This window comes from Stenotrophomonas sp. PvP093 (assembly GCF_017876915.1).
In the GTDB taxonomy this organism is placed as follows: Bacteria; Pseudomonadota; Gammaproteobacteria; order Xanthomonadales; family Xanthomonadaceae; genus Stenotrophomonas; species Stenotrophomonas muris.
The window spans coordinates 1,223,824-1,245,802 of record NZ_JAGIOX010000004.1 but is presented as its reverse complement, the minus strand read 5'-3'; the positions used below and the strand labels follow the sequence as shown (position 1 = coordinate 1,245,802).

Sequence of the window (21,979 nt, the reverse complement as noted above, 5' to 3'; positions counted from 1 at the left end):
CGTCACTCCTTGATCGAGGCGGCCATTATAGGCAGGCCACGTCAAGGTGTTGACGCAAATCCGGCAATTGCCGCGGTGCGGGTAGTGCCGGCCGCTGGCCGGCAGTCTCGGTAGCCGCCAACCTTGGTTGGCGTCGGCCGTGCCAACCAAGGTTGGCACCTACCAAAGCGGGTCGAACCACGTGCCCGGCAAGCAGGCGTGGTGTCAGATCCGGTGAAGCGTCCCCTACCCCGGCAGGTATAGGTCCACATAGTCGGTCACCGGCATCGCCGCCAGCGCCACCGGATCCAGCGATGCGGCCAGGATGCGCTGCTGCTGGGTGGTCGGGAAGCGATGGGCCAGGTGCCGGCGGAACTTGTCCATCAGCAACGGGATGCCCTCCTCGCGTCGGCGCGCGTGGCCCAGCGGGTATTCCACCAGTACCTCGGGCAGCTCAGTGCCGTCGCTGAAGCGCACGCTCAGGCCGTTGGCGATGCTGCGCTTGTCCGGGTCCAGGTAGTCGGCGCTGAGCTGCGGATCCTCATGGCAGGTCATCTTCGCGCGCAGCGCATCGATGCGCGGATCCGCCGCCACATCGTCCTCGTAGTCCTCTGCCACCAGCCGCCCATGCAGCAATGCGATGGCGACCATGTACTGCACGCAGTGGTCGCGGTCGGCCGGGTTATGCAGTGGGCCCTGCTTGTCGATGATGCGGATGCAGGCTTCCTGGGTGCGGATGGCGATGTGCGCGATGTCCTCGACCCGCCGCCCCACCGCACGCAGCTGCTGATGCAGCGTGATCGCCGCCTCCACCGCGGTCTGGCCATGGAACTCGGCCGGGTAGCTGATCTTGAACAGCACGTTTTCCATCACGTAGCTGCCCAGCGGTCGCTCCAGCGTCAGCGCCTTGCCCTGCATCGATACCGCTTCAAAACCCCAGGTCGGCGCGCTCAACACACTGGGATAGCCCATCTCGCCACTGGCCGCCATCAGCGCCAGGCGCACGCCACGGCTGGTCGCATCGCCGGCCGCCCAGCTCTTGCGCGAGCCGGTGTTGGGCGCGTGCCGGTAGGTGCGCAGCGCCTGGCCATCGACCCAGGCCAGCGACAGTGCATTGAGCATGCGTTCGCGATCCAGGCCGAGCAACTGCGCGACCACCGCGGTGGTGGCCACCTTGACCAGCACCACGTGGTCCAGCCCGACCCGGTTGAAGGAATTCTGCAGGGCCAGCACGCCCTGGATCTCGTGTGCCTTGATCATCGCCAGCAGCACGTCATGCAGGGTCGGCGCTGGGCGATGCAGGGCCTGCGCGTTGCGCCCCAGCCAATCGCAGACAGACAGGATGCCGCCCACGTTGTCCGACGGGTGGCCCCACTCGGCGGCCAGCCAGGTATCGTTGAAATCCAGCCAGCGCACCATCGCGCCCAGGTTGAAGGCGGCCTGCACCGGGTCCAGCACGTAGTGCGTACCCGGCACGCGCGCCCCGTTGACCACGCTGATACCCGGCACCAGCGGACCGAGCAGCTTGCTGCAGGCCGGGAAGGACAGCGCTTCCAGCCCGCAGCCCAGCGTGTCGAGCAGGCAGTAGTGCGCGGTCTGGAAGGCCAGGGGGGAGTCGATGCGCGCGTCGCGTACGTAATCGACGATGTCCACCAGCAGCGCATCCCACGCTGCACGCTCGTTGGATGGGGTGTGGCTGTCAGACATCGTCGATCTCCTCTTCAGAGCTCAGGCCGCGCCTCCCGGTAGTCGCCAACCTTGGTTGGCGCTGGACGTTGCCCGGGCGGTGCCAATGCCATGCCAACCAAGGTTGGCATCTACCGAAGCATGTGATGCCAGCGCCGACCGGCTGGTTATTCGGCCGGCACCCGCACCTTGCCTTCCATCAATACGCGGGCGCTGCGGCTCATGATGGCCTTGGTCACTGTCCACTGGCCGTCAACGAGGCCGGCCTGCGCGCCCACGCGCAGCGTGCCGGAGGGGTGGCCGAAGGTCACCGCTTCGCGTTCACCACCACCGGCCGCGCGATTGACCAGCGTGCCCGGAATCGCCGCCGCAGTGCCGATCGCCACGGCGGCGGTGCCCATCATCGCGTGGTGCAGCTTGCCCATCGACAACGCCCGCGCGTGCAGGTCGATGGCCGAGGCCGGAATGGCCTTGCCGCTGGAGGACACGTAGTCCCGTGCCGGCGCCACGAAGGCCACCTTCGGCGTGTGCTGGCGGGTGGCCGCATCTTCCAGGTTCCTGATCAGACCCATGCGCAAGGCGCCGTAGGCGCGGATCTTCTCGAAGCGCTCCAGCGCTCCCTTGTCCTCGTTGATCGCAGGCTGCAGCTCGGTGCCGGTGTAGCCCAGGTCGGCCGCATTGAGGAAGATGGTCGGAATGCCGGCGGTGATCATGGTCACCTCAAAACTGCCGACGCCCGGCACGTCCAAGGTGTCGACCAGGTTGCCGGTCGGGAACATCGCGCCCGCATCGCCGTCATCGGACGGATCGATGAACTCCAGCTGGATCTCGGCGGCCGGGAAGGTCACGCCATCCAGCTCGAAATCGCCGATCTCCTGCACTTCGCCATCGCGCATCGGCACGTGGGCGATGATGGTCTTGCCGATGTTGGCCTGCCAGATGCGCACGGTGCACAGGCCATCGCGCGGCACCCGGGCCGGATCGATCAGCCCATTGGCGATCGCGAACGGACCCACTGCCGTACTGAGGTTGCCGCAGTTGCCGCTCCAATCGACGAAGGCGGTGTCGATCGAGACCTGGCCGTACAGGTAGTCCACATCGTGGTCCGGCACCGAGGCGGTGGAGATGATCACGCACTTGCTGGTGCTGGATGTTGCACCGCCCATGCCGTCAGTCTGCTTGCCGTATGGGTCGGGCGAGCCGATCACGCGCATCAGCAGCGCATCGCGTGCGGCGCCCGGCACCTGAGCGGCTTCGGGCAGGTCCTGCAGGCGGAAGAACACGCCCTTGCTGGTGCCGCCGCGCATGTAGGTGGCGGGAATACGAAGTTGCGGGAGGAAGGTCATGGATCGGATTCCTGTGTGCAGTGGAAAAATTCTCGGGGAGCCGCGCACCGCCCTGGGGTTGGAGGGATGTACTGGCTTCATTCTCGATTCGACGCGCGCTCAAGCAGTCTCTGGAAGTACCCCGGAGGCAGGGGGGCCGGAGGCCCCGAAGCAAGGCCTTCCGCGATTAACTGGCGTAGCAGGTCTTCAGCCTTGCTTTGCCGACTCTGACGGAGAAGGTCGCGAACGTACTCGGAAGCGCTGGCGTAGTCGCCTTCTCGAACTTCCTGGTCCACGAATTGTTTGAGCTCATCAGTCAGCACCACCTTGATATTGACCATACGGACCTCCACCGTGGGACTGTCACACGACAGTCTGCGAGGCACCAAAGACAACGACAAGGGTAGAAAGCGCCAGCCTTTGCAAAAGAGGTCCTCGCCGTCACGCAGACGCCCCAGCATGACTTCGCCGCGCCCGCGCGGACATTCCTTGCTGCCAATGGAAGAGGTAAAGGATGACCAGTTTGGTACTGCCACTCACCACTGCCAGCAGCAGCAACGGCCATCCCATCCGCATGCCCATGGCGAAGGCAAACACAATCGTGGATAGATCCATCAGCAGGATCAGCTGACTCATCCGCAACGACACCGCACCGGTGTGGCCATTGCGCAGGATCAGCAGGATCTGGTGCGCGTAACCCTGCGCCAGCAAGGCAGTGATGCCCACGATCATCGCGCTGGCCACTACCCTGCCCTCATCCACATGACGGTCGCCCCAAGCCAGGCCAGCCAGTGCGCAGGCCAGCAGCAGCACGGCCGTCACCAGGCTGGTCGTGGCAGAGCGATTCCGTCGGTCGCGCCAGATCTCCACCAGGATGGCCATGACCAGCACCGACGCGAGCAAGCGAGGCCAGACAATAAAGTGATTGAACGGCGTGACGCTGTAGCCATAGACGAAGAAGGACAGGTAGGCCAGGAAGCTGACCGTGAACTGATTCAGCGACAGCACGGCAGTGGCGCTTTCAGTCGCATCCGCTCGTTCCCGACGGTCGCGCACCAAGCGCAACTGCGCGCCCACACCCAACAGGCTCAGCAGGATGAAGGCGGTGTTGACCGTGCCTGCGATTGTGTAGAACGCCGTTCCCATGCAGATGGGGCAACGCCCCTCTCCTTCGTGACCACCGCCATGCGGGCCGAAGCCAGCATGGCGACAACTCGACACAAGGCAGCTATCTGCTGCCTTACGCCACCTTGGCGCCTTCCAGGAAGTCCTGGGCGAAGCGCTGCAGCACGCCACCGGCTTCGTAGATCGCCACTTCCTCGTCGCTGTCCAGGCGGCAGGTCACTGGCACGATCACATCCTGGCCGTCGCGGCGGTGGATGACCAGGGTCAGGTCGGCGCGCGGGGTGCGCTCGCCGATCACGTCGAAGGTCTCGGTACCGTCGATGCCCAGGGTCAGGCGGGTGGTGCCCGGCTTGAACTCCAGCGGCAGCACGCCCATGCCGATCAGGTTGGTGCGGTGGATGCGTTCGAAGCCTTCGGCCACGATCGCTTCCACACCGGCCAGGCGCACGCCCTTGGCGGCCCAGTCACGCGAGCTGCCCTGGCCATAGTCGGCACCGGCGATGATGATCAGCGGCTGCTTGCGGTCCATGTAGGTCTCGATCGCTTCCCACATGCGCATCACCTTGCCTTCCGGCTCCACGCGCGCCAGCGAACCCTGCTTCACGCTGCCATCGTCGTTGCGCACCATTTCATTGAACAGCTTCGGGTTGGCGAAGGTGGCGCGCTGTGCGGTCAGGTGGTCACCGCGGTGGGTGGCGTAGGAATTGAAGTCCTCTTCCGGCAGGCCCATCTTCGCCAGGTATTCGCCGGCGGCACTGGACGCCAGGATCGCGTTGGACGGCGACAGGTGGTCGGTGGTGATGTTGTCCGGCAGCACCGCCAGCGCACGCATGCCCGACAGTGTGCGCTCACCGGCCAGTGCGCCCTCCCAGTACGGCGGACGGCGGATGTAGGTGCTCTGCGGGCGCCAGTCGTACAGCGGGCTGACCGCCGCGCCATGCTCCACGCGCACGTTGAACATCGGGTTGTAGACGCGGCGGAACTGCTCGGGCTTCACCGAGGCCTTCACCACCGCGTCGATCTCGGCATCGCTCGGCCAGATGTCCTTCAGGCGCACCTCGTTGCCATCGGCATCCACGCCCAGCACGTCCTTTTCGATGTCGAAGCGCACGGTGCCGGCGATGGCATAGGCGATCACCAGCGGCGGCGACGCCAGGAAGGCCTGCTTCGCATACGGGTGGATGCGGCCATCGAAGTTGCGGTTGCCCGACAGCACGGCCGTGGCGTACAGGTCGCGATCGATGATCTCCTGCTGGATGGCCGGATCCAGCGCGCCGCTCATGCCGTTGCAGGTGGTGCAGGCGAAGGCGACGATGCCGAAGCCGAGCTTTTCCAGGTCCGGCAGCAGGCCGGATTCTTCCAGGTACAGCTGCACCGCCTTCGAGCCCGGCGCCAGCGACGACTTTACCCACGGCTTGCGCAGCAGGCCACGTTCGTTGGCCTTGCGCGCCAGCAGTGCGGCAGCGATCACGTTGCGCGGGTTGGAGGTGTTGGTGCAGCTGGTGATGGCGGCGATGATCACCGCGCCGTCGGGCATCAGGCCCTGCGCCTGCTCGGCCCTGCCCGCTGCCAGCTTGGCTTTGTCGGCGATGCCGCGCTCGGCCAGCTCGGCAGTGGCCACGCGCTTGTGCGGGTTGGACGGGCCAGCCATGTTGCGCACCACGCTGGACAAGTCGAAGCGCAGCACGCGCTCGTACTGCGCGGTGGCCAGGTCATCGGCCCACAGGCCGGTGGTGCGCGCATAGTTCTCCACCAGCGCCACCTGCGATTCCTCGCGGCCGGTCAGGCGCAGGTAATCGATGGTCTGCCCGTCGATATAGAACATCGCGGCGGTGGCGCCGTATTCGGGGCACATGTTGGAGATGGTGGCGCGGTCACCGATGGTCAGTGCCGACGCCCCCTCGCCGAAGAATTCAAGATACGCACCCACCACGCGTTCCTTGCGCAGGAACTCGGTCAGTGCCAGCACCACGTCGGTGGCGGTGATGCCCGGCTGCGGCCTGCCGGTCAGCTCGACGCCGATGATATCCGGCAGGCGCATCCACGACGCGCGGCCCAGCATCACGTTCTCCGCTTCCAGGCCGCCAACACCAATCGCGATCACGCCCAGCGCGTCGACGTGCGGGGTGTGGCTATCGGTGCCCACGCAGGTATCCGGGAAGGCTACGCCGTCCTGCACGTAGATCACCGGCGACATCTTCTCCAGGTTGATCTGGTGCATGATGCCGTTGCCCGGCGGAATCACGTCCACGTTCTGGAACGCCTGCTTGGTCCAGTCGATGAAGTGGAAACGGTCTTCGTTGCGGCGATCCTCGATGGCGCGGTTCTTCTCGAACGCCTGCGGATCGTAGCCACCGCATTCCACCGCCAGCGAGTGATCGACGATCAACTGCACCGGCACCACCGGATTGACCTTGGCCGGGTCGCCGCCCTTGTCGGCGATCGCATCACGCAGGCCGGCCAGGTCCACCAGCGCGGTCTGGCCGAGGATGTCGTGGCACACCACGCGTGCCGGGAACCACGGGAAGTCGAGGTCGCGACGGCGCTCGATCAGCTGCTTCAGCGAATCGCCGAGCGTGGTCGGATCGCAGCGGCGCACCAGGTTCTCGGCCAGCACGCGCGAGGTGTACGGCAGGGTGGCATAGGCGCCGGGCTGGATCGCATCGACAGCGGCGCGCGCGTCGAAATAGTCCAGCGCGCTGCCGGGGAGGTTCTTGCGGTAATCGGTATTCATGGGCTGGCGGAGTGCTTGGGGCGGGCCGGATGCCGGCGGTGCGGCGGCGAAAGCACCCGGCCGGCATGCGGCCGGCCGGATGGGTACAGCAGGGGGATCAGACGCGCTTGTCGATGGCAACGAAGTCGCGGTCTTCCGGACCGATGTAATTGGCGCTCGGGCGGATGATCTTGCCGTCGATGCGCTGCTCGATGATGTGCGCGCTCCAGCCGGCGGTGCGCGCGATCACGAACAGCGGGGTGAACATCGCGGTCGGCACGCCCATCATGTGGTAGCTGACCGCACTGAACCAGTCCAGGTTCGGGAACATCTTCTTGATGTCCCACATCACCGATTCCAGGCGCTCGGCGATGTCGTACATCTTCATGCTCGACTGTTCCTCGGACAGCTCGCGGGCCACGTCCTTGATCACCTTGTTGCGCGGATCGGAGACGGTATAGACCGGGTGGCCGAAACCGATCACCACTTCCTTGCGCTCGACGCGCGCCTTGATGTCCTCCTCGGCCTCATCCGGGTTGTCGTAGCGCTTCTGCACTTCGAACGCCACTTCGTTGGCGCCGCCATGCTTCGGGCCACGCAGCGCACCGATGCCACCGCAGATCGCGCTGTACATGTCGCTGCCGGTACCGGCGATGACACGGCAGGTGAAGGTCGAGGCGTTGAACTCGTGCTCGGCGTACAGGATCAGCGAGGTGTGCATCGCCTTCACCCACGAATCCTGCGGCTTTTCGCCATGCAGCAGGTGCAGGAAGTGGCCGCCGATCGAATCATCGTCGGTTTCCACATCGATGGCGCGGCCGTTGTGGCTCCAGTGGTACCAGTACAGCAGCATCGAACCGAGGCAGGCCATCAGCTTGTCGGCGATGTCGCGCGCGCCCGGGTGGTTGTGGTCGTCCTTCTCCGGTGCCACGCAGCCGAGCACGGACACGCCGGTGCGCATCACGTCCATCGGGTGCGCCGACGGCGGCAGCTCTTCCAGCGCGGCCTTCACCGCGGCGGGGATCCCACGCAGCGACTTCAGCTTGGCCTTGTACGAAACCAGCTCGGCGCGGGTCGGCAGCTTGCCGTGCACCAGCAGGTAGGCGATTTCCTCGAACTCGCTGGTGTTGGCCAGGTCCAGGATGTCATAGCCGCGGTAGTGCAGGTCGTTGCCGCTGCGGCCCACGCTGCACAGCGCGGTGTTGCCGGCCGCGGTGCCGGACAGGGCGACGGACTTCTTCGGCTTGAAGGTCGGGGTTGCGGTCGTATCGTTCATGTTTCCCTCCGAAACTTGATGGTGCAGGGTACTGCTTATTTCTTGGCGGCGAACAGCGCATCGAGCTGCTGCTCGAAGGCGTGATAGCCGATGCGGTCGTAGAGTTCCTCGCGGGTCTGCATGGTTTCCACCACGTTGCGCTGGTGGCCATCGCGGCGCACCGCCTGGTAGACGTTCTCGGCGGCCTTGTTGGCGGCACGGAACGCCGACAGCGGGAACAGCTGGATGGCGACGCCAGCCGAGGCCAGTTCATCGCGGCTGAACAGCGGGGTGGCGCCGAATTCGGTGATGTTGGCCAGCACCGGCACCTTCACCGCGTCGACGAAGCGGCGGTAGGTATCCAGATCGTAGGCGGCCTCGGCGAAGATGCCGTCGGCACCGGCCTCGACACAGGCGATGGCGCGCTCGATCGCCTTGTCCACGCCGTCCACCTGGATGGCGTCGGTGCGCGCGATCAGGAAGAAGTCCGGATCGGTCTTGGCATCGGCAGCGGCCTTCACACGGTCGACCATTTCACCCTGCGAGACGATCTCCTTGCCCGGACGATGGCCGCAACGCTTGGCACCGACCTGATCCTCGATGTGGCAGGCGGCCGCGCCGGCCTTGATCAGCGACTTCACGGTGCGCGCGATATTGAACGCGCTCGGGCCGAAGCCGGTGTCGATGTCGACCATCAAGGGCAGGTCGCAGACATCGGTGATGCGGCGCACGTCCACCAGCACGTCTTCCAGGGTGTTGATGCCCAGGTCCGGCAGGCCCAGCGAGCCTGCGGCAACGCCGCCGCCGGACAGGTAAATGGCACGGAAGCCGGCGCGCTTGGCCAGCAGGGCGTGGTTGGCGTTGATCGCACCGATCACCTGCAGCGGCGATTCGGCAGCCAGCGCCTCACGGAAGCGGGCACCAGCGGAGAAAGGGGCAGAAGCGGTCATGCGACGATCCAGGTTGAAGTACGGATAGGAAGCGCAAGCACCATGCCAAGCTGCAAGCGGTTGATTTCACGGGAATGACCGGCATGCAGCAGTGGAACATATGAAACATTGAAACGGATGTATCATGAAACATCCTCCCCGAACCGGCTGCCATGTATCTGCCCCGCTCCCCGCTTCGCCATGCCGATGCCGACCCGGGCCGTCCGGTGATCTGGACGGTCAGCGTCTCGCGGCTGACCGGCCTGCTCGGCGACGTGATCCCCGAGTTCGACCGCCGCGCGCGTATCGAACAGATCAACCTCGGCTTCGAGGAAGCGGTGGAGGTGATCGGCCAACGCCTGCGCCGCGAGCACTGCGACGTGGTCATCGCTGGCGGCTCCAACGCGGCCTGGCTGCGCGGCCGGCTGGAGCTGCCGCTGGTGCCGATCCAGGCCAACGGCTTCGACCTGATGGAAGCGCTGGCCCGGGCACGGCGTATCGCCAGCCGCATCGGCCTGGTCACCCACGCCAGCGACGTACCGGTGTTCAGCAACTTCCAGCAGAGTTTCGGCCTGAATATCGAGCATCGCCGTTTCGTCACCCGCGAGGATGCGCGCGACTGCATCGCCGACCTGCGCGCCAACGGCATCGAGGTGATCGTCGGCACCGGCATGGCCATCGACCATGCCGAGCAGGCCGGCCTGCCCGGGGTGCTGCTGTATTCGGCCGACTCGGTGCGGCAGGCGTTCGAACATGCGCTGGAACTGACCCAGACCCTGGCACGTTCCGGCAGCAACCGCGCTGCACCGCGCCGGCGCCCGGCAGCGCGTGCCGATGCGCATGAACTGCTCGGCGACAGCGACGCGATGGCGCAGGTGCGCGCGCAGATCGCGCTGTATGCCCCACATGACAGCACCGTGCTGGTCAGCGGCGAAACCGGCACCGGCAAGGAACTGGTGGCGCGCCAGCTGCACGCCGCCAGCGGGCGCCGTGGCCGCTTCGTCGCGCTGAACTGTGGCGCGATCAGCGAATCGCTGCTGGAAGCGGAGCTGTTCGGCTACAGCGATGGCGCCTTCACCGGCGCACGGCGTGGCGGCCGCGTTGGCCTTGTGGAAGCTGCAGATGGCGGCACCCTGTTCCTGGACGAAATCGGCGAACTGCCGCTGCCGCTGCAGACCCGCCTGCTGCGGGTGCTGGAGGAACGTGAAGTGCTGCGCGTGGGTGCCACCGAACCGACGCCGGTGGACCTGCGCGTGGTCGCCGCCACCCTGCAATCGCTCGAGCAGCGCGCGGCGGCCGGCAGCTTCCGCCGCGACCTGTATTACCGCTTGGCCGCGCTGCGGATTGCCCTGCCCTCGCTGCGCGCCCGACGCGGTGACATCCCGTTGCTGGCGCAGCATTTCTTCCGCCAGCTGCGTGGCATCGACGCGCCATTGGATGAGGCGGCGCTGGCGGTGCTGTGCGCGGCCGAGTGGCCGGGAAACGTGCGCGAGCTGCGCAATCTGGTCGATCGCCTGCGCATCCACTGGCAGCCCGGTGAAGGGCTGATCGATACGGCGCGGCTGCTGCAGCTGGCACCCGAGCTGGTGCATGAAGGTGTCGCGGCGTTGCCGCTGGAAAGCAACGGCAGGCGCCCACCGCGGGCTACGCTGGAAGCACTGTTGCGGGAACACCGGCATGATCGCGAGGGCATGGCGCAGGCGCTGGGCGTGTCACGCACCACGCTGTGGCGCTGGCTGCGCGCGGAGGACCTGTAAAGCCGAGCCCATGCCCGGCTGATGTTCCCGCGTAAGCAGCCGAGCATGGGCTCGGCTCTACAGGGTGCCTGTCGTCAGCGCGCTTCGATGGCGAACCGTCCACTACCCACTGCGGCAATCCACAGCAGCAGTACGCCCAGCGGCACTTCGCTCAGGTAGAAGAACCAGCTCAGCCAATCCAGCACGCCAAGCCCTGCCGGAATGCGCGCGATGCCATCGGTCAGCGCAGCCACTACGCAGATCGCCGCCAGCAGCAGGGCCGAGGGGCGGCTCAAAAGGCCCAGCACCAGCAGACCACCCGCAATCCACTCGATCGCACCGAGTACCGGCGCACTGAACACCGGGAATGGGATACCGGCATCGACCAGCGTATGCACCATGCGCTCGCGCCCGGCGTCGGTGAACACCTTGTTCCAGCCGGACACGCAGAACATCACACCGGCGACGATGCGGGCGAGCAGCAACAACAACGCTTCCACGCCGCGGCGTGGTGGCGGCACGGCAAACAGGCAACGCCAGGAGGGCATGGCAACTCCGCAGATCGAGGGCATCGCAGCGAGTGTGCCCGTCGCCGACCTGCTCGTGCATGAAGCGGACCAGTCCGTTCGCGACAAACGCAGGTTGCTGTAGAGCCGAGCCCATGCTCGGCTGCTCCTGCGAGAACATCAGCCGAGCATAGGCTCGGCTCTACAGCAGCCCCAGCACCACCCCGCCTTACGGGTACAGCAGGCGCTTGCTCCAGCGCCCTTCGGCGCCGGCTTCATAGCACCAGCGCTCGTGCAGGCGGAACTGCGCGCCATACCAGAACTCGATGCGGTCAGGCACCACGCGCAGGCCGCTCCAGCCCTCCGGGCGCGGCACGTCCTTGCCCTCGAAGCGGGCTTCGACCTCGGCCACGCGCGCATCGAATTCCTCGCGCGTTGCCAGCGTCTTCGACTGCTGCGAAGCCCAGGCACCGATCTGGCTCATGCGTGGACGGCTGGCGAAATAGGCGTCGGCCTCGGCAGCGGCAACCTGCTCGACGCGACCCTCGATGCGCACCTGGATGCCGGCCTCGCGCAGGCTGCGCCACAGGAACAGCAGTGCAGCCTGCGGATTGGCCTGCAGCTCCCGGCCCTTGTGGCTGTCCAGATGGGTGTAGAACACGAAGCCACGCTCATCGAACGCCTTCAGCAGCACGGTGCGCGCCGAGGGACGACCCTGCGCATCGGCGGTGGCCACGGTCATCGCGTTCGGCTCGACCTCGCGGCTCTGTTTGGCCTCGTCGAACAGGCCGGCAAACGTGGACAGGGCTTCGGCGTACAGGTCGCTCATGATTGCGTTCTTCTCACACGGATTGGGCTATTGTGGCTGCATGGCCGCTGCTGCGTATATGCCCCAGGTGAAAGGATTCCCCGAAACATTGGCCGAACAGGCGCTGGATGATGCGCTGGGCAGCGGCGCAGCGGTTCCAGTATTGGCGATCAGCGGCCTGCAGGGGAGCGGCAAATCGACGCTGGCGGCGCAGGTGGTGGCCCGTGCCCAGGCACGCGGCCTGAACGCAGCCACGCTGTCGATCGATGATGTCTACCTGACCCGCGCACAGCGCCAACGGCTGGCCCGCCAGGTGCACCCACTGCTGATCACCCGCGGCCCGCCCGGCACCCACGACCTGCCGCTGGCCCATGCGGTATTGAACGCCGTGGCCGCACGCCAGCCCTTCGCAATGCCGCGCTTCGACAAGCTGGCCGACGAGCGCCTGCCCGAAGCACACTGGCCGCAGCTGCAGCAACCGCTGGACCTGCTGGTATTCGAAGGCTGGTTCCTGGGCACGCCCGCGCAGGATGACGACGCGCTGGACAGCCCGTTGAACGCACTGGAACGCGAAGCCGACGCCGATGGCCGCTGGCGGCGCTGGTGCAACCAGGCGCTGGCCCGTGACTACCCGGCGTTGTGGCAGCGCTGCGACCGCCTGTGGTTCCTGCAGCCGCCGGATTTCTCGGTGGTACCACGCTGGCGCTGGCAGCAGGAGCAGAACCTGCAGGCCGCGCAGCCGGGCCGGCACGGCATGAGCCGGCCACAGCTGGAGCGCTTCGTGCAGTACTACGAGCGGGTCAGCCGGCAGGCATTGAGCGCCCTGCCCGCCCTGGCCGACCACGTGGTGGTGCTGGACGGCCAGCGACAGGTGCAGGACGTGCGCTGAACGCGCCCCTATTCCACCAGGAAAGTCACCCGCAGGTTGGCCCGCCATTCGGTGATCTCGCCGCTGCCATTGGTGACTACCTTGGTCTCGTTCACCCAGGCGCCCTGGATGCCCTTGACCGTCTCGGAGACCTTCTTCAGCCCGCTGCGCACGGCGTCTTCCACGCTTTTCGGCGAGGACGCAGTGATTTCGATGACCTTGGCGACCGTCATGGCCTGTACTCCGTCTGGCGCGGGAGACCCCGCAGGAACGCCCACCCTGACGTGAAGAACGTAAAGGCCAGGGCACGGAGGTGTTAGCATCAGAAGGCATGAATCCTGCTCCGAACCTGATCCTGATCGGCCCGATGGGCGCCGGCAAAACCTGCATCGGCCGCCGCCTGGCCGAGCGTTTCACGCTGGACTTCGTCGATGTCGACCAGGCCATCGTCGATGCCGCCGGCGCCAGCATTCCGACCATCTTCGAGCACTCCGGCGAAGCCGGCTTCCGCAGCCATGAACGCCAGGCGCTTGCGCGGGTACTGGAAGGCCGTGGCCAGCTGGTCTCCACCGGTGGCGGCGCCGTGCTGGATCCGGACAATCGTGCACTGATCGCCCGGCGCGGCTTCGTGGTCTATCTTCGGGTCAGCGTGGCCGAACAGCTCGAGCGCCTGGCCCGCGACAAGGGCCGGCCGCTGCTGCAGCGCCCGGACCGCGAGCAGGTGCTGCACGATCTGGCCGCACACCGCGACCCGCTGTACCGCGAACTGGCCGACCTCACCCTCGACACCGACCCGTATACCGCTGCCGATGCGACCGCCCAACTGGTGGTCAAGCTGGCCACGCAATGGCAGCGCCAGGACCTGACCGCATGACCTCCCCCGCCCTGCTGCAGGTCGCCGTTGGCGGCGACCGCCCCTACTCCATCACCATCGGCGCCGGTGCCCAGGCCGATGGCACCGCGCTGGCCTCGCACGTGCGCGGCCGTCATGTGCTGCTGCTCAGCGACAGTGAAGTCGCCCCGCGCTATCTGGCGCCGGTGAAGCAGACGCTGCTGGCCGCTCGCCCCGACCTGGTCATCGGCGAGCACGTGCTGGCCGCGGGCGAAGCCTCCAAGACGCTGGCCGAGTTCGGCCGCGCGATCGAAGCGCTGGCCGCGCTCGGCGCCACCCGCGACGCCTGCGTCTTCGCCCTCGGCGGCGGCGTGGTCGGTGATCTCGCCGGTTTCGCTGCCGCCTGCTGGATGCGCGGCGTGGACTGCGTGCAGCTGCCGACCACCCTGCTGGCAATGGTCGATTCGTCGGTGGGCGGCAAGACCGCAGTCGACATTCCGGCCGGCAAGAACCTGGTCGGTGCCTTCCATCCACCGCGTGCGGTCATCGCCGATACCCGCGTGCTGGCCACCCTGCCGCCACGCGAGCTGCGTGCCGGCCTGGCCGAAGTGGTGAAGTACGGCGCGCTGGGTGATGCCGTGTTCTTCGAGTGGCTGCAGCAGCATGCCGATGCGCTGCTGGCCGGCGAGGATGCGGTGCTGGCCGAGGCCATCGCGCGCAGCTGCCGGCACAAGGCCGCCATCGTCGAGCGCGACCCGTTCGAAAAGGGCGAGCGTGCCCTGCTCAACCTCGGCCACACCTTCGGCCACGCCATCGAGACCGAACAGGGCTATTCGGCCCCGGGCCGCGATGCGCTGAACCACGGCGAGGCGGTGGCGGTGGGCATGGTGCTGGCGGCGAAGCTGTCCACCGACCTGGGCCTGGCCGACGATGCCGACCGCGCGCGCCTGCAGGCCCTGCTGGAACGCCTCGGCCTGCCGGTGGCGATCCCGGGCGGGCTGGAGCCGCAGGCCCTGCTCGGCCGCATGCGCCTGGACAAGAAGAACGTGGCCGGCCGCCTGCGCCTGGTGTTGTGGCGCGGGATGGGCCGTGCCGAAGTGGTGCCGGACGTGGATGAGGCGGCGGTGCTGAAGGTGCTGTCGGTCCGGTAGTGCCGGCCGCTGGCCGGCAACGTCAGCAACGAGGAGGCCGGCCAGCGGCCGGCACTACCGGGCTGCGCGGCAGGATTGCCGGCCAGCGACCGGCACGCCGGCGTTGCGGCCGGGGTCACCCTGGCCCCGCTACAATCGGCGCCATGCACGTTTACCTGCAACATCCCGACGCCGGTGCGCAGGCACCGCGCTTCCTGCGCCTGAGCCTGCTGCCGGACCTGTTCGGCGGCTGGGAGCTGCTGCGCGAGAGCGGCCGTGTCGGCAGCCGCTCGCAGCTGCGGCGCGAGCTGTTCCTGCAGGCCGACGACGCCCGCCACGCCTTCGAGAAGGCCCGTGATGCCGAACTGCATCGCGGCTTCCAGATCCTTTCGCACGGCGACTGACGCCGCTGCTCCTCCCGTCCAAGGAATGCCCATCGTGACCAGCCCTCTCCGCAACGATCGCCTGCTGCGCGCCCTGCGCCGCGAACCGGTGGACTGCACCCCCGTCTGGCTGATGCGCCAGGCCGGCCGCTACCTGCCGGAATACCGCGCGACCCGGGCCAAGGCCGGCAGCTTCCTGGCCATGGCCAAGACCCCGGAGATTGCCTGCGAAGTCACCCTGCAGCCGCTGCGCCGCTTCCCGCTGGATGCGGCCATCCTGTTCTCGGACATCCTCACCATTCCCGATGCGATGGGCCTGGAGCTGTACTTCGTCGAAGGCGAAGGCCCGAAGTTCCGGCACCCGGTGCGTGACGAAGCCGCCATCGCCCGGCTGGCGGTGCCGGACATGGAACAGGACCTGGGCTACGTGATGGATGCGGTACGGCTGATCCGCCGCGAGCTGGACGGCCAGGTACCGCTGATCGGCTTCTCCGGCAGCCCGTGGACACTGGCCTGCTACATGGTGGAAGGCGGTGGCAGCAAGGACTTTGCGCGCATCAAGGCCATGGCACTGAACCATCCGCAGGCCCTGCACCGCCTGCTGGAGGTCACCACCGACGCCGTGATCGCCTACCTCGGCGCGCAGCGCGCCGCCGGTGCGCAGGCGCTGCAGGTGTTCGACACCTGGGGTGGCGTGCTGTCGCCGTCGATGTACCGCGAGTTCTCGCTGCGCTACCTGCAGCGCATTGCCGAGGGGCTGGAGCGCGGCGAAGGCAGCGAGCGCACGCCGCTGATCCTGTTCGGCAAGGGCACCGGCCTGCACCTGGAAGCGCTGTCGCAGACCGGCGCCGATGCACTCGGCCTGGACTGGACGCTGGACCTGGACGAGGCGATGCGCCGCACCCGTGGCCGCGTCGCGCTGCAGGGCAACCTCGACCCGACCACGCTGTACGCCTCGCCGGATGCGATCGCCGCGGCCGCCGCGCGCGTGCTCGACACCTATGCCGCCGGCAACGGCGGCTCGCGCGAGGGCCATGTGTTCAACCTCGGCCATGGCATGTCGCCGGACATGGACCCGGCGCATGTACAGGTGCTGGTCGACGCAGTGCACGCGCACAGCCAACGCTGAGCATTCCGCAGGCAGGTACGGCGCGACCTTGATCGCGCCGTGACCCGCAGTGCGCGATCATGGCGGCCCCCACGCTGCACCGGCCGCACCCCATGTCCACATCGCCATCGACCTACAACCGCCAGCGTCCCCTGCTGTGGCTGGTGTCCCTGGCGATCTTCATGCAGATGCTGGACTCGACCATCGTCAACACGGCGTTGCCGGCGATGGCGGCCAGCCTGGGCGAGAGCCCGCTGCAGATGCAGTCGGTGGTGTTCAGCTATGCGCTGGCGGTAGCCACCTTCATTCCCGCCTCGGGCTGGATCGCCGACCGCTATGGCACCCGGCGCACCTTCCTGGTGGCGATCATCCTGTTCACCCTCGGCTCGCTGGCCTGCGCGCTGGCCCAGCACCTGCACCAGCTGGTCGGTGCGCGCGTGCTGCAGGGCATCGGCGGTGCGATGCTGCTGCCGGTCGGCCGGCTGGCGGTGATGCGCTCGGTGCCCCGCGAGGATTTCCTGCGCGCGATGAGCTTCATCGCCATCCCCGCGCTGGTCGGCCCGCTGATCGGCCCCACACTGGGCGGCTGGCTGGTCGAGATCGCCTCATGGCACTGGGTGTTCCTGATCAACCTGCCGATCGGCGTGATCGGTTTCATCGCCGCGATGAAGATCATGCCCGACCATTACGCCAGCCACCGCACCCGCTTCGACCTGCGCGGCTACGTCATGCTGGCCTTCGCGATGGTGGTGCTGTCGCTGGCACTGGACGGCATCTCCGGCCTGGGTACGCCACACGCACTGGTGATGCTGATGACCGTGGCTGGCCTGGCCGCGCTGGTGGGCTACTGGCTGCACGCCGCCAACTCGACCGCACCGTTGTTCTCGCTGGCCCTGTTCCGCGTGCCCAGCTACCGCATCGGCATTCTCGGCAACCTGTTCTCGCGCATCGGCAGCAGCGCGATGCCGATGCTGATCCCGCTGCTGCTGCAGGTCGGCCTCGGCCTGGGCCCGATGCATGCCGGCCTGATGATGGTGCCGGTAGCGGCCGCCGGCATGGTCTCCAAGCAGCTGGCGGTGAGGCTGGTCGAGCGCTTCGGTTACCGCCGCGTGCTGATGGTCAACACCGTGCTGGTCGGCCTGGCGATGGCCAGCTTCATCCTGATGACACCCGGCCAGCACCTGGCCTGGCGCCTGCTGCAGCTGGCGTTCTTCGGCGCGGTCAATTCGCTGCAGTTCACCGTGATGAACACCGTGACCCTGCGCGATCTGGACCGTGAGTTCGCCAGTTCCGGCAACAGCCTGCTGTCGATGGTGATGATGCTGGCCGCCGGTTTCGGCGCCGCAGCCGCCGGCAGCCTGCTGGCCGCGTTCGGCACCCACCTGGACAGCACCGACGCCACTGCGGCGTTGCATGCCACGTTCCTGTGCGTGGGCGCGATCACGCTGACCTCGACGATGATCTTCTGGCAGCTGCCCGACACCAAGCCCGAACCGCGGCAGGTCGAGCACGTCGCGGAGTGAAGGTGGTTCGGCAGGGCCTGCGGCCCTGCACCTGCGGTAGTGCCGGCCGCTGGCCGGCAACAGCAACAGCGAGCATTCCGTGGGTTGACGGGGCGGTGCGGGCTTGCAGGACACGCCGTAAATCCCGCTCCGCGGTCCGGCCCAGCCGCCGGCGGCTGCGCGTTCGGGCGCTTGCGAAGCAGTGCTTCGCAAGCAAAGCGCCCTCACCCATGGGGGCTCGATGGCGCCATCCATGGCGCCAACGGTCCTGCAAGCCCACACCGCCCCACCTCTGACAGGTTCACGCGGCTGTGGGTAACGGCGACTGTTGGAACGCGCGGTTGTTGGTAGGTGTCGACCTTGGTCGACACATCTGTCAGATATCGAATTCCAGATTGGGGGCAGAGCCCGTTGCGCAGCAACGGGATCCGACCCCGAGCTCCGACAGATCGCGGAAAACTGTCGAAGGCGGGCTTTTGACGTTGACGTTGATTCTGCAGGTGCAGGACTGCAAGCCCTGCAATAAACCCTATCTGCCCATCACCCTGGCAATCGCTTCCACCAGCAGTTCACCGGTCACCGGCTTGCGCAGGAAGCCGCCGATGCCGGCCGCTTCCACCTGCTGCTGAAGGTCCGGATCAGTCCGCGCGGTCACCGCCAGCAGCGGCAGCATGTAGCCCTGGTTACGCAGGTGCTGGGCCAGTTCGAAGCCGCTCAGGCCGGGCAGGTCCAGATCCAGCAGGCCGACGTCGAAATCGCCGGCACTGATCTCGCGCAGCGCCGCCAGCGCATGGCCGGCATGCACCACCTCGTGGCCGCGTGCGCTCAACAACCCCCGCACCACATCGGCCACGGTGGCATCGTCCTCGACCAGCAGCACCCGCAGCGGTGGCATGTTCGCCACATCGTCGCGATGCCCCTCGGCGGACACCTCGGCGTCACCGTCCACCACCAGTGGCAACGGCAGGGTGACGCCGAAGCAGGTGCCCCGGCCCAGCTGGCTCTCCACCTGGATCCGCCCCTGCATCGCTTGTGCCAGCTCGCGGCAGATCGCCAGGCCCAGGCCGCTGCCACCGTACTGCGCTGCCGTACGTGCACCATCGGCCTGCTCGAAGCGGCGGAACAGGCGCTGCTGCTGTTCCTGGCTGATGCCCGGGCCGGTATCACGCACCTCGAAATGCAGCGCGCGCAGCTCGCCATCGCAACGTGCATGCAGGGTGATGGTGCCGCGGCTGGTGAATTTCACTGCGTTCGACAGCAGGTTCAGCAGGATCTGCCGCACCCGCATGGCATCACCGGTCGCCTGCAGGCCCGGCGGCAGCTGGTTGTCCAGGACGAAGCGCAGGCCCTTCTGTGCAGCCAGCGGGCCCATCAGCGCCGCCAGATCCTGCAGCAGGCCATTCAACGCAAACGACTGCGACTGCAGCTCCAGGCGCCCGGACTCGATCCGCGCCAGGTCCAGCGCATCGTTGACCAGATGCAGCAGGTGCTCGCCCGCATGCCGGATCGACTGCGTGTAGCCGCGCTGCTGCGGGTCCAGTGGCGAGGCCAGCAGCAGCTCGCTCATGCCCAGCACGCCGGTCATCGGCGTACGGATCTCATGGCCAAGGTTGGCCAGGAAGCGGGTCTTGGCCGCCGAGGCCTGCTCGGCCAGTTCCTGCTTGTGCAGCGCCAGCTGGTAGGCGTGGCGCCGCTGCAGGCGGCGTCGGTACAACCAGGCGAACCAGCTGGTCAGCAGCAACCCGACCGACGCCAGTACCAGCAGGCCGGACAGGCTGCGCCACCACGGCGGCTGCACGCGGAACTCCAGGCTCTGCACCCGCGACCACACATGGTCGGCCGAGCGTGCCTGCACCTCCAGCCGGTAGCTGCCCGGCGCCAGGCGCGAGAACAGGCGCTCACCCGCCGGACCGACTTCAACCCAATCCGGATCGTAGCCGGCCAGGCGATAACGGTAGGTATTGGACGCCGAGTCGGCGAAGGACAGCAATCGCGCGACGATGCGCAGGTCGCGATCGCCATCGGCGATCTGCAACGGCGCATCGTGGGTCATGTCCAGCACCTGTTCGTTGCGGCGCACTTCCACCCGCTCGATCACCAGTGGCGCGCGACGTACCGAAGGCCGTACCTGCTCCGGGTCGAACACCACCGCGCCTGCCGCCGTTCCGGCCACCAGGTGGCCATCGGCCGCTGCGATCAGGGTGTGCTCGCGGAATTCCTGGCTTGGCAGGCCGTCGTGCACGCCGTACAGGCGCACGCTCTGCCCATCGGCACTGACACGTACCAGGCCGCGTGCGCTGGTCGCCCAGGCCACGCCCTGCGCATCCACCACCAGGCCAGAGGCGGAGATCGCCGGATAGCCCTGTTCGGCACCGACCACCGCCTGCCGTTCCAGCCGCCCCTGGCTCCAGCGGTATCGCGACAGGCGCCCGTCCTCGGACAACCAGACCTGGCCGTCACGGCCCACATGCAACGCATGGATGGCCGTTGCCGGCGCACCCGGCACCGGCTGGAAGCGTTCGCTTTCCGGCAGCCACTGCAGCAGGCCACGGCTGCTGGCCAGCCAGATATGGTCCTGCGGACCGCATTCCACATCGAGGTTGAGCTGGCCCTGCTGCAGGCCGCGCTGGCCATTGTCCAGCTGGCGCCGCAGGCGTCCGTCGAGATCACGTTGCTGCAGGCCCGCGGGAAGCATCAACCAGAGGCTGTCGCCGTCGCAGGTCATCATCGCTTCGATGACCCCTTCCATCGCCGCATCGGTACCGGCATCACGGCCCCAACGACGCAGTTCGCGCCGTTGCGGGTCGTAGCGCACCAGTGCATCGGTCGATCCGATCCAGACCTGGCCACGCCGGTCCTCGCGCACCGAGGTCAGCCAGTGCATGCCGTTGACCCAGGTGCGGTGCTGCTCGATCCTGCCGGTCTTCGGATCGAAGCGGTCCAGCGCGCCATGGCTGCCCACGGTCCAGACACCGCCATTGCTGGACGGGCTGGTGCCCAGCACGAGCGCATTGCGCAGCGAGCTGGGGTCGTCCTCCAGCCGCGACAGCACCGAGAACTGCCACCAGCGTGGCAGCAGGTGCCACAACCCGGCATTGGTGCTGGCCAGCCAGATGCCACCTTCGCGGTCCTCATAGGCACCGGTCCAGTTCGGCCGCACCGGACCGCGTGCGATCGCGCTGTACAGCGGCACGGTCTGGTACTGGCCGTCGACCGCACGTCCCAGCCCGGTGCGCGTATCCAGCCAATGTCCGCCCTGCTCGTCGCGCAGCATCATGCCCAGCACCTGCTCGCCTGGCGGCAGCTTCCACGGTGGTGCCTCGAAGCGGCCATCCGGGCGGCGCACGGTGGCCCCGGCCATCGTGCTGATCCACAGGCTGCCATCGGGCTCGGCGGTCAACCCGTTGATCAGCAGGCTGGGAATGATGTCCGTACCGACACGTTCGAAGTCGGTCCCGGTCCAGCGCGCCACGCCATGCTTGGTGCCGATCCACAGGCTGCCATCGGCCAGCGTGGCCAGGTAGGGCACCGACGACGAAGGCAGGCTGCGCGGATTGTTCGGCTCGGGCAGGAAGCGCTGCAGGCGGTCCTGGCTGTCCAGGCGGTACAGGCCGCCTTCGTGGGTACCGAACCAGATCGAGCCATCAGGCGTGCTGGCCAGGCTCCAGACCGTGTTGGTGCCCATCAACGGCTGGCTGCTGCGGTCGTAGAAGTGCAGCTGCCGGCGGTCGGCCGACATGCGCACCAGGCCAGCGTTCTCGGTGCCTATCCACAACTGGTTGCGGGCATCGACCAGCACCGTCCAGATGCGGTTGTCACGCAGTCCATCCTCGGAACGCCACACGCGGTAAGTGCGGCCGTCATAGCGGGCCAGGCCATCGTTGGTGGCGATCCACAGGTAGCCGTACCGGTCCTCGGCCATGCGGTTGACGGTATTGGACGGCAGGCCATCGAACACCGTCACCTGCCGCGGGCTCGGAGGCACCGGCTGTGCCGCAGCGGGCAACGCGCCGCACAGGAGGACCAGCAGCAGCATCGCCGCCCGCAGATACACCACCGATTGCCTCCTCACGCTGGTCCTGATGATTCCCGCG

Annotated in this window: 18 protein-coding genes; 7 read left to right on the top strand and 11 right to left on the bottom strand. The window is 67.4% G+C overall.

The genetic code is table 11. From position 1 onward, the window contains the following. Window positions 1-225: 225 nt before the first annotated feature. The 7 genes from J3A72_RS08285 to prpB all read right to left on the bottom strand — a co-directional run bounded on the left by J3A72_RS08285 (window position 226) and on the right by prpB (window position 9,033). Complete coding sequence (locus J3A72_RS08285; RefSeq protein ID WP_053495215.1) at window positions 226-1,686, bottom strand: bifunctional 2-methylcitrate dehydratase/aconitate hydratase; 1,461 nt, start codon at window positions 1,684-1,686, stop codon at window positions 226-228. Window positions 1,687-1,832: 146 nt separating this feature from the next. Next, complete coding sequence (prpF, locus tag J3A72_RS08280) at window positions 1,833-3,011, bottom strand: 2-methylaconitate cis-trans isomerase PrpF (protein WP_046431995.1); 1,179 nt, start codon at window positions 3,009-3,011, stop codon at window positions 1,833-1,835. 77 nt (window positions 3,012-3,088) lie between these two features. Next, window positions 3,089-3,331: a type II toxin-antitoxin system ParD family antitoxin gene (locus tag J3A72_RS08275; RefSeq protein WP_046432026.1), complete on the bottom strand. Its 243-nt coding sequence runs from the start codon at window positions 3,329-3,331 to the stop codon at window positions 3,089-3,091. A gap of 100 nt (window positions 3,332-3,431) precedes the next feature. After that, window positions 3,432-4,136, bottom strand: a complete 705-nt coding sequence (locus tag J3A72_RS08270) for a hypothetical protein (protein ID WP_046431997.1) — start codon at window positions 4,134-4,136, stop codon at window positions 3,432-3,434. Window positions 4,137-4,230: 94 nt separating this feature from the next. After that, window positions 4,231-6,849, bottom strand: coding sequence for a Fe/S-dependent 2-methylisocitrate dehydratase AcnD (gene acnD, locus J3A72_RS08265; RefSeq protein WP_053495216.1), 2,619 nt, complete (start codon window positions 6,847-6,849; stop codon window positions 4,231-4,233). A 97-nt stretch (window positions 6,850-6,946) separates the two neighbouring features. Continuing rightward, a complete protein-coding gene (gene prpC, locus J3A72_RS08260; protein WP_005418357.1) occupies window positions 6,947-8,104 on the bottom strand; it encodes a 2-methylcitrate synthase in 1,158 nt (385 codons plus the stop codon). 35 nt (window positions 8,105-8,139) lie between these two features. Then, entirely contained in the window at window positions 8,140-9,033 is an 894-nt protein-coding gene (prpB, locus tag J3A72_RS08255) for a methylisocitrate lyase (protein ID WP_005418360.1), read from the bottom strand. A 152-nt stretch (window positions 9,034-9,185) separates the two neighbouring features. Here prpB and prpR point away from each other — a divergent pair, with 152 nt between their 5' ends. Continuing rightward, a complete protein-coding gene (prpR, locus tag J3A72_RS08250; RefSeq protein ID WP_053495217.1) occupies window positions 9,186-10,769 on the top strand; it encodes a propionate catabolism operon regulatory protein PrpR in 1,584 nt (527 codons plus the stop codon). A 74-nt stretch (window positions 10,770-10,843) separates the two neighbouring features. On the opposite strand, the gene J3A72_RS08245 is transcribed toward prpR, so the two are convergent. Both J3A72_RS08245 and pdxH read right to left on the bottom strand, forming a co-directional pair. Next, the gene (locus J3A72_RS08245; protein WP_032957082.1) at window positions 10,844-11,296 is read right to left on the bottom strand and encodes a DoxX family protein; all 453 of its coding nucleotides are present in this window, start codon (window positions 11,294-11,296) and stop codon (window positions 10,844-10,846) included. A 187-nt stretch (window positions 11,297-11,483) separates the two neighbouring features. Continuing rightward, on the bottom strand, window positions 11,484-12,083 hold the full coding sequence (gene pdxH, locus J3A72_RS08240) for a pyridoxamine 5'-phosphate oxidase (RefSeq protein WP_069116254.1): 600 nt from the start codon (window positions 12,081-12,083) through the stop codon (window positions 11,484-11,486). A 40-nt stretch (window positions 12,084-12,123) separates the two neighbouring features. Here pdxH and J3A72_RS08235 point away from each other — a divergent pair, with 40 nt between their 5' ends. Next, window positions 12,124-12,951 carry a kinase gene (locus J3A72_RS08235; RefSeq protein ID WP_046432003.1) on the top strand — a complete coding sequence of 276 codons (828 nt, stop codon included), beginning with the start codon at window positions 12,124-12,126 and terminating at the stop codon, window positions 12,949-12,951. Between the two features lie 8 nt (window positions 12,952-12,959). Here the strand turns inward: J3A72_RS08235 and J3A72_RS08230 are convergent, their stop codons facing one another. Continuing rightward, a complete protein-coding gene (locus J3A72_RS08230) occupies window positions 12,960-13,163 on the bottom strand; it encodes a dodecin family protein (protein ID WP_075077166.1) in 204 nt (67 codons plus the stop codon). Between the two features lie 98 nt (window positions 13,164-13,261). Here J3A72_RS08230 and J3A72_RS08225 point away from each other — a divergent pair, with 98 nt between their 5' ends. The 5 genes from J3A72_RS08225 (at window position 13,262) to mdtD (ending at window position 17,906) form a co-directional block, all read left to right on the top strand. Beyond that, the gene (locus J3A72_RS08225; protein WP_014648049.1) at window positions 13,262-13,804 is read left to right on the top strand and encodes a shikimate kinase; all 543 of its coding nucleotides are present in this window, start codon (window positions 13,262-13,264) and stop codon (window positions 13,802-13,804) included. Next, window positions 13,801-14,913: a 3-dehydroquinate synthase gene (gene aroB, locus J3A72_RS08220; protein ID WP_053495220.1), complete on the top strand. Its 1,113-nt coding sequence runs from the start codon at window positions 13,801-13,803 to the stop codon at window positions 14,911-14,913. The genes J3A72_RS08225 and aroB overlap by 4 nt, the downstream gene beginning before the upstream one ends. Window positions 14,914-15,056: 143 nt before the next feature. Next, window positions 15,057-15,296 carry a WGR domain-containing protein gene (locus J3A72_RS08215; protein WP_014648051.1) on the top strand — a complete coding sequence of 80 codons (240 nt, stop codon included), beginning with the start codon at window positions 15,057-15,059 and terminating at the stop codon, window positions 15,294-15,296. Window positions 15,297-15,321: 25 nt separating this feature from the next. Continuing rightward, window positions 15,322-16,404, top strand: a complete 1,083-nt coding sequence (gene hemE, locus J3A72_RS08210; protein ID WP_053495221.1) for a uroporphyrinogen decarboxylase — start codon at window positions 15,322-15,324, stop codon at window positions 16,402-16,404. 92 nt (window positions 16,405-16,496) lie between these two features. Further along, a complete protein-coding gene (gene mdtD, locus J3A72_RS08205; protein WP_046432009.1) occupies window positions 16,497-17,906 on the top strand; it encodes a multidrug transporter subunit MdtD in 1,410 nt (469 codons plus the stop codon). 508 nt (window positions 17,907-18,414) lie between these two features. Here mdtD and J3A72_RS08200 read toward each other — a convergent pair. Next, the gene (locus J3A72_RS08200) at window positions 18,415-21,942 is read right to left on the bottom strand and encodes a hybrid sensor histidine kinase/response regulator (protein WP_075077168.1); all 3,528 of its coding nucleotides are present in this window, start codon (window positions 21,940-21,942) and stop codon (window positions 18,415-18,417) included. Between the last annotated feature and the right edge of the window lie 37 nt (window positions 21,943-21,979).